The organism is Sedimentibacter sp. MB35-C1 (assembly GCF_030913635.1).
GTDB lineage: Bacteria > Bacillota > Clostridia > Tissierellales > Sedimentibacteraceae > Sedimentibacter.
This window is the reverse complement of record NZ_CP133188.1, coordinates 1,457,176-1,469,828: the sequence shown is the minus strand read 5'-3', so window position 1 is coordinate 1,469,828 and position 12,653 is coordinate 1,457,176. Positions and strand designations below refer to the sequence as shown.

Here is a 12,653-nt window from a genome sequence, read left to right as displayed (position 1 = left end):
AAATGAATTGTTAATCATTTATTATCACCAGGGCAGATAAATATAGTCTATTTTCTGTTTCTGCACATTTGACATCATAGCTTCTTACCACGTTGAATTCTCCGTCATATCCTCTCATCTGCCAAATTAAATCTGCATTTATGCATATGCCATCCTCAACTCGTTCAAGACTGTTGATTTTATCCACCTTAACATTCATTGCAAGTTCATAATCTGTAGGATTATCAACAACTTTACTTAAAATATCCAAATCATTTTCAAGAAGTTTTCCTGTCTCAATTTCCCCGAGTTTATTCTCCAAGGATCTCATATCCTTGACTCCGTAAAGAAAGTCGTTCATAATTTCAATTCTTTGGTTCAGCAAACATTCAATCTCTGATATTTCTTCATGGTATTCATATGCGCTAATGGAATTATAGCTAAAAAGCAACAATGCCAGCATTATGTAAATAAATCTTTTTTTCATATGTAATCCCCCTAAATATTAAAGTGCATTTAATATTATAGAGGGACACTGTTAATTTTATTATCGTTATTTGTCACTTGTAGGACGTTAGTTTTCGCTTGGTTTCAACAAATTATTTATATATATGATTCGATTAACCCTACGCATCCGCACCTATTTTTGCTATTTTCCAATCGTTTTAACGCTTTTTCTCTTTTCTAAAGTAAATGGAAGCTCCATAAGGCCCTGCTGAATTTTGTCGCCTTTAATCATTTTAATGAGCATTCTCATTCCTACTGCGCCAACGTCATAGTATGGTTCTCCTATAGTTGTAAGTTCAGGTCGCACAAATTTGCCTTCTCTTATGTTTCCGAATCCAACTACTGATACATCCTCTGGAACCTTAATATTATTGTCGATGAAACTATCCATAATTCCAATTGCAATTTCATCGTTGCTGCATACCACAGCTGTAAATTCTCCGGCATCTTTAACAATTTCTTTGCCCTGCTCATATGCTTTGCCGTGCTTGCTTCCTCCAACAACATATATTTTAGAATATCCAAGCTCATTATCTTCAACAGCCTTCATATATCCTTCAATTTTGTCGTTTTCTACTGAGGTTCTGTCCTCAAAGTCTGATACATATACAATCTTTTTATGGCCTTCCTGAACAAGGTACTTAGTCATTTCATAAATTGCAGAATTGCAATCTATTGAAATATGATTCATATTATCATGAACATCTCTCGTGAAATAAACGCTTGGCTTATTCAAACCTTCGGCAAGTTCTATTATTTCACTGTCAAATTTATTTCCAACAAGGAATAAGCCTTCTGCCTGCTTTCTATCCAGAAGCTGCAGATATTTTTCCTGAGTTTCCTTATTTGAATAGCTGCTGCAAAGAAGAATATCATATCCGTACATTTTCCCTATTTCCTCTATTCCTCTTACTATGTCAGCAACATAGCTTTGTGCAAGGTTGTTGATTATAACACCAATAAGGTATGATCTCCTTGTAACAAGGCTTCTTGCCACGTCATTCGGTTTATAGCCTGTTTCTTCTATAACTTTTAATACTTTTCTCCTAACTTCGGGACTTACTGGCTTAGAATCATTTATGACTCTTGATACGGTCGATATTGAAACCTCTGCAAGTCTCGCAACGTCTTTAATCGTTATCATTTTTTCCTCCTATGATAGTTTTCCTGGATTTTTTCCCACTAATAATATTATATATGTATTTTTAAGTTTTAGCAATCGTTTTTTCCTGATTTTCCTGCAAAATTTAAAAATTTTTCCCAGCACAGAAAAAAGCGGAAGAGCACAAATGCTTCACCGCTTTAAATTTAATTTTAATAAACCCGCGAGAGCCGCAAATCATTAATTCATACCCGCACCTAAGCAGGTGGGAGCTCTACTAAGTGTTTCTGGTTTCCCGTCAATGCGGGCCTGCCATAGGCACTCGGACGCGAATTCCCTTTTACAGTATGTCGGTTGAATTAAAAGATTTCCGTACACCGCAGGCTTTCTGCTTAATGAAATTATACCACAGCAAGCATAGTTTTACAACTGTATTTTATAAGCATTACTATGCTATATTAACTAATTTTCCCTGGAATGCTAATTAAAATTTGATGTGTCCTTAATTATTTCGCGCAGATCTTCCTCGTGTATTATCTCTTTTTCTATAAGCAGATTAGCAATTTTTTCAATTTTTTCTTTGTTGCTTTCTACAATGCGCAACACATCTTCATATATTTCAGAAGAGAGACTTTTTACGGCTTTTTCGGCAGAAGCTAACGGTATATTGAGTTTCTCTGATAAAACTCCAAGATTGACAAATGATGAACTGTCATCCATTCCGTACTTGGCCACATAATCAACTGCAAGCGAAGTTGCCTTTTCAATATCATTTTGTGCACCGATCGTAATATTATCCCTTCCAAAAAAAATTTCTTCTGCCGCTCTTCCTGCCATCAAAACTGCCAGTTGATCTCTTATTCTTTTTTTCGTTACAACACCATCGCTGTCAGGAGTGCTGAGCGTATATCCTCCTGCGCCCTTGCTGGTAGGAATAACGGATACTCTAATAATCTTTTTATTTGGCATGAGATATTTTGATATAAAGGCATGTCCTGCCTCATGGTATGAGGTTATTTCTTTTTGCCTGCTGTTGTCGTCCGGATTTTTTTTCTCTGCACCGGCTAATACTTCAAGATATGCCTTCTTTAAGTGACAATCTTTTATTTCATTTGAATTTTCCCTAATTGCGGCAAGCGCAGCTTCATTTATCACATTTTCGATCATCGCGCCGCTAAAGTAAACGGTTAGATCTGCAATATCGTCCAAATTGATATTTTTATCTGCATTTTTTTTGGAAAGATAAAGCTTTATAATATCTTTTCTGGCATTTCTATCTGGAAGCATAACCTCTATTTGCCTGTCAAATCTCCCAGGCCTTAAAAGAGCTGAGTCCAAAACGTCTACTCTGTTTGTGGCTGCAACTACAACCGTTCCAGATCCATCTGAAAACCCAGACATTTCTGTCAAAAGTGCATTAAGAGTTCTGTCTCCCTCATCGCTGCCTCGCATATTTCCGTTCATTCTTTTTTTGCCTATGGCATCTATTTCATCTATGAAAATTACGCTTTTCCCGGATTTTTTGGCTTTCTTAAAAAGGCTCCTGATTCTGCCGGCACCAAGTCCAGCATAAACCTGCACAAAATCTGAGCCGGACACAGCAAAAAACGGTACTCCCGCTTCTCCGGCAAGAGCTTTTGCCATCAGCGTCTTGCCAGTTCCAGGTGCTCCGTACAAAAGAACTCCCTTCGGCATTCTTGCATTAAATCGGCTGTATTTTTCAGGATTTTTTATAAAATCAACTATTTCCAACAAGCTGTCCTTAGCCTCATAATTGCCTGCAACATCAGCAAATTTCATGCTTGATGAGCTTAAATATTCAATTTCATTTAAGCTGTTTATTTCTTTCTGCGCTGACTTTTTATTTTTAAAAAGAAAAAAAGCAAAAATCAGTACACCGATTACCGCTATTATCTGATAAGTTTCCATTGTATACCCCCTGAAATAATAAGGAACTAATCAAGTTTTGACAAACAATAAGTTTTGATTGTCCTCTAATTTCTTTATATATGTTAACTTATTTTAACATATGGATATACATATGGATATACTAAATATATTGCTTTATTTCATTGTTTTTCCTTGACTTCCAGTATGCAGACAGCCTGCGCGGCTATACCTTCTCCTCTTCCTTCAAAACCCAGGTGCTCTGTCGTTGTTGCTTTTACATTAATGTTTGAGATATCTGTTTCCAAATCTTCAGAAATATTTTTTTTGATAATATCAATGTATGGGCTCATTTTTGGCTTTTGCGCTATTATTACAGCATCCAGATTTCCAAGCCTGTAATTTTTAATTTTCATCTGTTTGACAACATACCTTAAAAGAATTCTGCTGTCAATATCCTTGAACTTTATATCTGTATCGGGAAACATACTTCCTATGTCTCCCATTCCCATTGCTCCAAGAATACAATCCATAATCGCATGGATCAGAACATCAGCATCAGAATGACCGTCAAGTCCCAATTCATAAGGTATTTCCACTCCGCCTATTATCAGTTTCCTGTTTCCTTTCAGCGCATGTACATCATATCCTATTCCAATTTTCATAGACATCTCCTTAATAAATGCTTGCAAAAATTTCTGCGATTCTTAAATCCAAAGGCGTTGTTATCTTAATGTTTCGCATCAAGCCTTCAATAACCTTTACCTTGTGCCCATAATATTCAACTATGGAGGCGTCGTCAGTAAATGAAACTTCCTCCGTCATCGCTTTGATATAACAATCTCTTATAAGATCATACTCAAATGACTGAGGAGTCTGCACAGACTTTAATGCAGACCTGTTCAAAGTTTTTTTCACAGTATTGTCATCAGATACCTCTTTGATTGTATCTACCACATCCGTAGCCGGTATGCATGCTTTATAAACATGTGCTCCTTCAACGCAGCTATTTATGAGATTATATGAAACAAACGGCCTCACCCCGTCATGTATAAGGACTATTCCACAATCTTCGCTTACTGCTTTTATCCCTTCGTACACCGACTCGGTGCGCGTTGAACCTCCTGCCTTAACTTTTGTAATTTTTTCATAATCAGAAGCTATTTCACTCCTTACATACTCCAAATCATCCTTACCGACTATAAGAATGATTTCATCAACTTCATTACTTTTTTCAAATTTATACAGCGTAGTTTCAAGAATGGTCTTGCCCGCAATTGACATATACTGCTTAGGTATTTCAGCCCCCATCCTTGTTCCTCTGCCTGCCGCAACTATAATTGCAGCAACATATTTATTTTTATACATTTTGTCCCCTTTACAGAATCATAAACAGACAATTGCCATATGGCATATTGTCTGCACATATTTAATTAAACAGTTTTTTTATGCTTAAATCATCTAATGTCACTTCCGGAACTCCAAGCTTTCTGGCAGGTATAAACAAACCGTGACAGTCGGAACCTCCGGATATCATAAGATCATTTTTTTTGCAAAAATCAATATAATAACTTTCTTCTCCCGCATTGTATGGCGAAAAGCACTCTATTCCGTCTATTCCTAATTCAGTCCAGTATTTTAGCTCTTTTTCCGGCATACGGCTGTTTCTGTAATGATATGACGGATGTGCAAGAAATATTTTACCACCACTTTCTTTTGCAATGCGAATTACATCCTCCGGTTTTTTCAGCTCTGCTTTCATTCCTGTTTTTCCGAAATCCTTTAAATGTGATATAATATCGCTGTGAACTCCCTTATCAATCATATAATTGAGCGACTTCCAGCCTCCCCTTTTTCTATCGTAATCATATTTTTCAAAGTCACTCAAGCTTACTTCTTTAAAATTATTTGAAGCGTACGATTTAATATATTCTCTGTTTGTATTTAGCCTATTATTATTTGTCCAGCTCATCATATCCATGAGTTTCTTATTTCTTATATCAAAATTATAAAGAGTCAGGTGGTATTCTCTTTCCTGGTACTCTGCAGTAAGCTCAGTTCCGGGTATAAACAGTAAGTTATCTTTAGGATTTAAAATATCCTGCATGTTCTTAATATTGTCGATACAGTCATGATCCGTAATCGAAAAAATTCTAATTCTGTTTCTGATTAGTTCATTCTTTAGTTCTGATACATCCCACGTGCCGTCAGAGGCACAGGTGTGCATGTGTAAATCTGTTTTTTTCATGTTACCTCTAGTAAAGTGAGTCTTCATTTATTCTCGTGTAAAACATTCTTTTAACTTCATCAAATTCTTTTGTCTGCGCCATTATCCACATCAACTTAGTTACAGCAGCCTCTATTGTCATATCATATGCCTGAAGCACATTAAATTTTTTAAGGGCTTTGACACCTACCTCATATATACCCATATCACTGCCTTCAAACATAACCTGTGTGGCAATAATAATTATTTTTCCATTTTCAGTCAAGCTGCCCAGCCTTTCAAGAAAATTTCTTTTATCCTGAAACGGAAGTCCTCCCACACCGTAGCTTTCAATAACCACACCTTCATACTTTTCCCCTATATAGTCAAGAACATCCGGCTCCATTCCAGGTACAAGTTTTAGCAAAAATATGGAAGGAAATATATCCTTGTAAAACCTTACAGGTCCCGTAAGTTTATCATTCCTTATATACTTTGTTATCCTGCTGTCATCAATTATTGCAGCAACAGGAAAATTTATGGATTCAAATGCGCTGTAACTCTTTGACTTAATTTTCCTGGCTCTTGTTCCTACTATTGCTTTACCGTCAAATACCAAGTATACACCGCTAACATCTTTTTCAGTAGCAAATCGAAAGCTATCCAGTAGATTTTTTTTTGCATCTGTAATATCTGCATTTATTGGTTTTTGGGCACCAGTAATTATAATAGGCTTATCAGTATTCTGAATAAAATATGACAGCGCCGCAGATGTATAGGACATCGTATCCGTTCCGTGAGATATGACAAAGCCGTCATACTTGCTATAGTTTTTCTCTATAGCTTCAGTCATCAAAATCCAGTGCTCAGGCTGAATATTTGTGCTATCAATATTCAACAGCTGTATTGTATCAACTTCGCAAAATCCTTTTATCTCCGGTACAAATTCCAGGAGTTCCTCCGATGTTATCTGTGGTGACAACCCTTCCTCAGTTTTTTTAGAAGCGATGGTGCCTCCGGTAGCAATTAACAATATTCTTTTTTTCATTATTATACTTCCCCCTGAATTCTTTTCATATCTTCAGGCAGCGGGCATGTTATTATCGTCTCTCTGCCTGTAATAGGCTGAACAAATTTCATTTCATAGCAGTGAAGGGCCTGTCTGTTTATTAAGCTGCTTTCGCTTCCGTATAAAGTATCCCCAATTATGGGATGTCCTATATACTTTAAATGGACTCTTATCTGATGAGTCCTGCCTGTTTCCAGTTTTAGCTTTAAAAGAGTCATGCCGTTAAATCTTTTTTGCACTTCATAGTGAGTTATGCATTCCTTGCCTTCAGGGTGAACCACCCTTAGTATATCGTCGGGATTTAACCGTGTAATAGGTTCATTAATAGTTCCGCTGTCATTTTCAACAATACCTTCTACTATTGCATAATAATACTTGTCTACAGTATTTGATTTCATTTGATTAGCAAGCTCATTATGCGCATATGGATGCTTTGCTATAATAACTATGCCGGAAGTATTCATATCCAATCTGTTCACAAGTCTTACCTTTCTTTTGATATTATTCTTTCTGAAATAGTATGCTACACCGTTAGCTATGGTATTGTCATGGTGAGATCGAGTAGGATGAACAACAATGTTCGGCGGCTTGTTAACCACAAGCAGGTCATTATCCTCATAAACTATGTCAATTGGTATTTCTACCGCCATATATTCATCCTCATCTTCATCAAACTCTACAGACAACACATCCCCTTCGTAAACTTTTTTATTTAGCCTTGTCACTTTATCGTTTATAAGTAATTTATTGTTAAGTTCGAGCTTTTTTGAAAGGCGTCTTGAAAAATTTAAATTTTCGGACATAATGCCCTTTACAGTCTTGCCGTTTTCTTGTATTGTATAATTAAGAATATTATAATTAGTCATTGTATGCTCCTGAAATTTCATGGAGGCAGTGTGCCTCGATATAAATATAATATAAATCGGATTTAATGTAAAGGGGATTAATCATGAATCAAAAGGTAATATGTATCAGCTCAAGCCATGATGATTATACTTTGAAAATAAAGGAAAAGCTAATAGAAATTTTCGAAAAACATGGTTATCAACATCATGACGGTTTTAGAAATAACTGTGCCCTTAATATAACAATAGGCGGCGATGGAACCTTCCTAAGAGGTGTGAGGGAAAGTAATTTTTCTAGAATACCTTTTGTGGGTATAAACACAGGAACTCTTGGATTCTATCCAGAAATCATTCCTGAAAATCTTGAAAGCTTTGTTTCTGACTTCGTATCCGGAAATTATGCAATAAATAATATTAATCTGATAGAATGCGAAATATGTTCTTCGGAAAAATCCCAAAAAATCTATGCGGTCAATGATATCATTCTTAAGAGGAAGGATATGAAAACCATGCATATGGACGTCTATATAGCCTCAAATCATTTAGAAAAAATAAGCGGCGACGGACTTATAATCTCATCGCCCCTCGGAAGCTCGGCTTACAACAAATCAGCAGGAGGATGCCTTGTATATCCATCGTTGAAAACACTGCAGATTACTCCATTATCTCCGATTATTTCAAATGCATACCGATGCTTGGATTGCAGCATCATTGTTCCTCCTGAATTCGAAATAACCATTTATCCTGAAAGAAAAGAGGATTACTACGTAGCGCTGCTTGCTGACGGTGAAACCATTGAATATGATGTACTTGAATGCGTACATTTTCGAACATCAAAAAAAATAATCAAAAAACTTTCCACAGGTACATTCAATTACTGGCATGTCATTAAGGATAAATTCCTGTAAAAATAAACAGCGTAACAGGCATATAATAGATTTCTGGAAAATGAAGTTTATTGTAAGCCTTTTTTTATGCAGCAAAATAATTTTCTATATTTAGCAAATATTTTCAAATTTTAATAACTTTTCTAAAAAATATGTCGAATACTATTTTGTCTTGCTAACTACGTTTGTTTCGCAAGTAAACGTTTAAGTCTAAGCATAATAACATACACATGGAGGCATAAAATGAAAAAATTTAAAAAATTGCCAAAGCTTAAAATTAAAAACAATAATAAAAAAGCTTCTGGCCGCCATTTTAATCTGTTAGCTAATTTTAAAAAACTAAAAATTTCTAAAAAATTAATAACAGTTTTTTTAATTCTATCTATAATATCAACTATAACCGGACTTGTCGGCATACTTGGTATGAACACCCTAAGTAATGCAGATAAAAAGCTATATGAAGTTGAAACAGAGCCATTGATATACCTATCATATATGCTGAACAGTCTAAATGATATGCAACTTGACATAAGAGAAGGAATAATAAGCTCAGGCAAATTGTCTGCAATAGAAACCTACGAGAAAAGCTTTAATGAGGATTTGGAGACTTTTAATACTTCTTTGGAATCCTATAAGGCAAATCTAACATCTGCCAAAGATTTAGATGATTTATCTTTAATAGAGAAGATGATCAATAATTTATATATTCCATACACAGAAAAAGTTTTTGACCTAGCCAAGTCCGGAGATTTAACCAATGCATATATTACTGCAGGCTCAATATCAAGTTCGGTAGATTATGTATTTGAATATTTAAATAATAACATAAGTTCAAAGGTAGACAGTGCTAAGGCGACTAGCGAATCAAATGAAAGACTGACGAAAACTTTATCGCTTATAATGATTGCAATTATCATAACAATTTTTGTTTCCTCAGTTATAATCGGAAGATTTGTGTCAAGAACTATATCTGTACCCGTCAATAAAATGGTCTCTGTCGCCGATAAGCTTGCTATCGGAGATACAGACATCAACCTTGATTACGACGAAACATCAAAAGATGAAGTTGTTATACTTTCTCAAGCATTTAATAAGGTAATAGAAGGAATAAAAGAACAGGTCGGTATCATTTCAAGGATTGCCGACGGAGATTTATCATTTACGGTTACCCCAAGATCTGATAAGGATATAATGGAAATTTCTCTTAACAGCACCATAAAAAATTTAAATAGTACTATGCGTGAAATAAACGAAGCATCGTTGCAAGTATTAGAAGGATCCAATCAATTATCTTATGGCGCACAGGAATTATCTCAGGGCGCTACTGAACAGGCAAGTACAATTGAAGAGCTTTCTGCATCTATCAACGAGATTTCAAATCAAATTTATTCAAACGATGAAAACGTAAAGCTCGCTGAAAAGTATGTTAAATCCGCCGAAGATGAGATTATAAGAAGCAATGAGCAAATGCAGAAAATGCTTTCTTCAATGAATGATATAAACGATTCTTCAAGAGAAATAGCAAAAATAATAAAGGTTATTGACGATATAGCATTTCAAACAAATATACTTGCACTTAACGCTGCCGTAGAGGCCGCAAGAGCCGGCGAAGCCGGCAAAGGTTTCGCCGTAGTCGCCGATGAAGTAAGAAACCTGGCTACTAAAAGTGCAGACGCTGCAAAGCAAACCACAGTTTTAATTGAAAAATCCATTAATACTGTAAAGGATGGGACAGGCATTGCAGAAGATACCGCAAGTTATCTGAACAAAGTAATTGAAAATACCAACCTTGTAGCATCTTCTATGGATAAAATAACCCAAGCATCTAGCGAACAGGCAAGCTCCATCAATCAAATAAATATAGGAATTGAACAAATATCTTCAGTTGTTCAAACTAACTCTGCTTCCGCAGAAGAAAGTGCGGCCGCAAGCGAAGAATTATCAAGTCAGGCGAACTTATTAAAAGAACAGATATCCGTCTTTAAACTCAGCACCGAGACGGCAGACAGTTTATAAATTATTAATGAAAATAAAAGCCGGACACAGTGTCCGGCTTCTTACATTCTCAATGTAAACTTACTTCCTTCATTTAGCTCACTTTCAACGGAAAGAGAATACTTGTGCACATCGGCAATCCATTTGGCAATACTCAATCCCAAACCGGTGCCTCCTTCCCTGTGCCTAGCTTTATCAGCTCTATAAAAGCGATCAAATATTCTTTCCAAATCCTTTTTAGCTATACCTATACCTGTATCCTCAACAGTGAACATTTTTCTTTTATTTTTATCTGTAAACAATCTGACAGAAACTTTTCCATTTTCCGTATATTTAACAGCATTGTCCACAAGGATTACAACCAGTCTTCTTATTTTATCATAATCGGCTTTTATTTTAACGTCCTCTTCCAAATCAAACTGAAAATCCAGCCCCTTTTTTCTAGCTATTATCTCCATGTTCTGACACACATTTTCCGCAACTTCCGTAAAAGAAAATTCTGTCATATCCAGCTTTTCTTCGTTCGCATCTGCTTTAGCAAGTATCAGAAGCTGATCAATCAGTTTAGCCATAACCCGTGTTTCGGAATATGCATTATCAAGCCAAATTTCATTTTCTTCAATTGTACCTTCTTCATCGCTCAGTACAACATCCAGATTTGTCTGTATTACTGTCAAAGGAGTTCTAAGCTCATGGGATGCATCAGCAACGAATTCCTTTTGGCGCCCCCATGTTTCTTTGACAGGCTTCAAAGCTTCACCGGTAAATATAAAGCTTATTACAAGCAATATTGCAGTTCCGCTGCAACCCGTAGCATACAAAACAGTTCTGAGGAATGACCAGAGTATTTCTTCATTGACTGTATTTTGATATACCTGTACCACACTTTGCCCGTTGGTGTCAAAATATCTTGTATATATCCTGTAATTGAACCGTCCAATTTTTCTTACCACATATGAATCCTTTTTTTCTTCAAGAGATTCCAAAGCAAGATTCTGTATATCATCGGAAATTTTAACTTCGTCCTCCTCAGAATAAACTACCTCCATGTTGCCGTTATATATTACATAACAGGCATCAAGCCTCTTGCTTCCCATAAGAGCAACAGACGGACCTATTCTTTGCAGCACTGTTCCCTCTGTTGTTCTAAAATTCGAATATGTGATGCTCCTGTAGGCATATATTCTCATAGCTTCTGATTTCATGAGTTCTTTATTTCCATCCTCAAAAACAATTCGCGTAAAATTATAAATTCCTGCAGCAATAAAAGCCATGAACAGAACCAGAATCAGCCCCATGTATGCTGTTAGTTTAAAATGAAGTCTTCTAAACATTTTATTTCTCCTTAAGCATGTACCCTACGCCTCTCACTGTTTCGATTTTTGCATTTGTTTTTTCAAGCCTTTTTCTCAAATGATGAACATAAATTTCTATATTGCTTTCCAGTATATCCGCTTCAAGTCCCCAAATTCTGTCAATAATCTGTTCTCTGGTAAAAACCTGTCTCGGCTTTTTTATAAACATTTCCATAAGCATAGCTTCTTTAAGCGGCAGCTTATGTTCATTACCTTCTATATATATCAGATAATTCTTTACATCATACTTTATATCTTCAAATTCATATATTTCGCCAACATACTCCGTGCTCTTTCTTCTTGCTAAAGCTTTTACTCTTGCAATCAATTCCTTTGTAGCAAAAGGCTTAACAAGGTAATCATCAGCTCCATTCTCCAAGCCGAACACCCTGTCATCAACCGTATCTTTTGCCGTAAGCATTATAACAGGTGTCTTTATGCCGTTTTTTCTTATTGATTTTAATATTTGAATGCCGTCAACTCCTGGAAGCATTATATCCAGCACTATTACATCATATATATCCTTGCCTGATAGAATCATCCCTTCTTCTCCGTCATTTGCAATATCAACGTCAATTTTCTGCTTTCCAAACAAAAAACTCAGGGCCTGGGTAATTTTAACTTCATCCTCTACGATTAATATTCTCAAAATCATTCCTCCCATTTTGCCATTTATGATAGTACCATATTATTATTTAAATCTTAAATTAATATTAATATTATATAATTTCAATTTTATTAACACATATTATATACTATGAGACATTCTATAGCAAATTTAAATTGCACCTCAATAATCAAAGGAACAATATTTTTCAATA

The 12,653-nt window shown here is 35.6% G+C and carries 12 protein-coding genes and 1 other RNA gene; 2 read left to right on the top strand and 11 right to left on the bottom strand.

Going from position 1 to position 12,653, the window contains the following annotated elements; translation table 11 throughout:
- Nucleotides 1-10: 10 nt before the first annotated feature.
- From RBQ61_RS06990 to RBQ61_RS06950, 9 genes are all read right to left on the bottom strand, one after another.
- The gene (locus RBQ61_RS06990) at nucleotides 11-466 is read right to left on the bottom strand and encodes a hypothetical protein (protein WP_308139773.1); all 456 of its coding nucleotides are present in this window, start codon (nucleotides 464-466) and stop codon (nucleotides 11-13) included.
- Nucleotides 467-628: 162 nt separating this feature from the next.
- Nucleotides 629-1,630, bottom strand: a complete 1,002-nt coding sequence (locus tag RBQ61_RS06985) for a LacI family DNA-binding transcriptional regulator (protein ID WP_213925422.1) — start codon at nucleotides 1,628-1,630, stop codon at nucleotides 629-631.
- 172 nt (nucleotides 1,631-1,802) lie between these two features.
- Nucleotides 1,803-1,977: non-coding RNA, 6S RNA (ssrS, locus tag RBQ61_RS06980), on the bottom strand.
- A 91-nt stretch (nucleotides 1,978-2,068) separates the two neighbouring features.
- The gene (locus RBQ61_RS06975; RefSeq protein WP_308139772.1) at nucleotides 2,069-3,517 is read right to left on the bottom strand and encodes an ATP-dependent metallopeptidase FtsH/Yme1/Tma family protein; all 1,449 of its coding nucleotides are present in this window, start codon (nucleotides 3,515-3,517) and stop codon (nucleotides 2,069-2,071) included.
- A 140-nt stretch (nucleotides 3,518-3,657) separates the two neighbouring features.
- Nucleotides 3,658-4,140: a 2-C-methyl-D-erythritol 2,4-cyclodiphosphate synthase gene (gene ispF / locus RBQ61_RS06970; RefSeq protein WP_308139771.1), complete on the bottom strand. Its 483-nt coding sequence runs from the start codon at nucleotides 4,138-4,140 to the stop codon at nucleotides 3,658-3,660.
- Nucleotides 4,141-4,150: 10 nt separating this feature from the next.
- Complete coding sequence (ispD, locus tag RBQ61_RS06965; RefSeq protein ID WP_308139770.1) at nucleotides 4,151-4,843, bottom strand: 2-C-methyl-D-erythritol 4-phosphate cytidylyltransferase; 693 nt, start codon at nucleotides 4,841-4,843, stop codon at nucleotides 4,151-4,153.
- A 61-nt stretch (nucleotides 4,844-4,904) separates the two neighbouring features.
- The gene (locus tag RBQ61_RS06960; protein ID WP_308139769.1) at nucleotides 4,905-5,723 is read right to left on the bottom strand and encodes a PHP domain-containing protein; all 819 of its coding nucleotides are present in this window, start codon (nucleotides 5,721-5,723) and stop codon (nucleotides 4,905-4,907) included.
- A gap of 7 nt (nucleotides 5,724-5,730) precedes the next feature.
- On the bottom strand, nucleotides 5,731-6,729 hold the full coding sequence (locus RBQ61_RS06955; protein WP_308139768.1) for an asparaginase: 999 nt from the start codon (nucleotides 6,727-6,729) through the stop codon (nucleotides 5,731-5,733).
- Nucleotides 6,730-6,731: 2 nt separating this feature from the next.
- Nucleotides 6,732-7,616, bottom strand: coding sequence for an RluA family pseudouridine synthase (locus RBQ61_RS06950; RefSeq protein ID WP_308139767.1), 885 nt, complete (start codon nucleotides 7,614-7,616; stop codon nucleotides 6,732-6,734).
- A gap of 83 nt (nucleotides 7,617-7,699) precedes the next feature.
- Between RBQ61_RS06950 and RBQ61_RS06945 the strand changes: the two genes are divergently transcribed.
- Nucleotides 7,700-8,503 carry an NAD(+)/NADH kinase gene (locus RBQ61_RS06945; protein WP_308139766.1) on the top strand — a complete coding sequence of 268 codons (804 nt, stop codon included), beginning with the start codon at nucleotides 7,700-7,702 and terminating at the stop codon, nucleotides 8,501-8,503.
- A gap of 222 nt (nucleotides 8,504-8,725) precedes the next feature.
- Nucleotides 8,726-10,498 (top strand): methyl-accepting chemotaxis protein, encoded by a 1,773-nt coding sequence (locus tag RBQ61_RS06940; protein WP_308139765.1) that lies wholly within the window; start codon nucleotides 8,726-8,728, stop codon nucleotides 10,496-10,498.
- Between the two features lie 41 nt (nucleotides 10,499-10,539).
- Here RBQ61_RS06940 and RBQ61_RS06935 read toward each other — a convergent pair whose 3' ends face one another.
- Both RBQ61_RS06935 and RBQ61_RS06930 read right to left on the bottom strand, forming a co-directional pair.
- Nucleotides 10,540-11,811 carry a cell wall metabolism sensor histidine kinase WalK gene (locus RBQ61_RS06935; RefSeq protein WP_308139764.1) on the bottom strand — a complete coding sequence of 424 codons (1,272 nt, stop codon included), beginning with the start codon at nucleotides 11,809-11,811 and terminating at the stop codon, nucleotides 10,540-10,542.
- A 1-nt stretch (nucleotide 11,812) separates the two neighbouring features.
- Nucleotides 11,813-12,487 (bottom strand): response regulator transcription factor, encoded by a 675-nt coding sequence (locus RBQ61_RS06930; RefSeq protein ID WP_308139763.1) that lies wholly within the window; start codon nucleotides 12,485-12,487, stop codon nucleotides 11,813-11,815.
- Nucleotides 12,488-12,653: the final 166 nt, after the last annotated feature.

Coding starts and splice junctions, on each gene's coding strand:
- RBQ61_RS06955 (WP_308139768.1), bottom strand. CDS start 6,729: ATGAAAAAAAGAATATTGTTAATTGCTACCGGAGGCACCATCGCTTCT.
- RBQ61_RS06945 (WP_308139766.1), top strand. CDS start 7,700: ATGAATCAAAAGGTAATATGTATCAGCTCAAGCCATGATGATTATACT.
- RBQ61_RS06990 (WP_308139773.1), bottom strand. CDS start 466: ATGAAAAAAAGATTTATTTACATAATGCTGGCATTGTTGCTTTTTAGC.
- ispF (WP_308139771.1), bottom strand. CDS start 4,140: ATGAAAATTGGAATAGGATATGATGTACATGCGCTGAAAGGAAACAGG.
- RBQ61_RS06940 (WP_308139765.1), top strand. CDS start 8,726: ATGAAAAAATTTAAAAAATTGCCAAAGCTTAAAATTAAAAACAATAAT.
- RBQ61_RS06930 (WP_308139763.1), bottom strand. CDS start 12,487: ATGATTTTGAGAATATTAATCGTAGAGGATGAAGTTAAAATTACCCAG.
- RBQ61_RS06985 (WP_213925422.1), bottom strand. CDS start 1,630: ATGATAACGATTAAAGACGTTGCGAGACTTGCAGAGGTTTCAATATCG.
- RBQ61_RS06950 (WP_308139767.1), bottom strand. CDS start 7,616: ATGACTAATTATAATATTCTTAATTATACAATACAAGAAAACGGCAAG.
- ispD (WP_308139770.1), bottom strand. CDS start 4,843: ATGTATAAAAATAAATATGTTGCTGCAATTATAGTTGCGGCAGGCAGA.
- RBQ61_RS06935 (WP_308139764.1), bottom strand. CDS start 11,811: ATGTTTAGAAGACTTCATTTTAAACTAACAGCATACATGGGGCTGATT.
- RBQ61_RS06975 (WP_308139772.1), bottom strand. CDS start 3,517: ATGGAAACTTATCAGATAATAGCGGTAATCGGTGTACTGATTTTTGCT.
- RBQ61_RS06960 (WP_308139769.1), bottom strand. CDS start 5,723: ATGAAAAAAACAGATTTACACATGCACACCTGTGCCTCTGACGGCACG.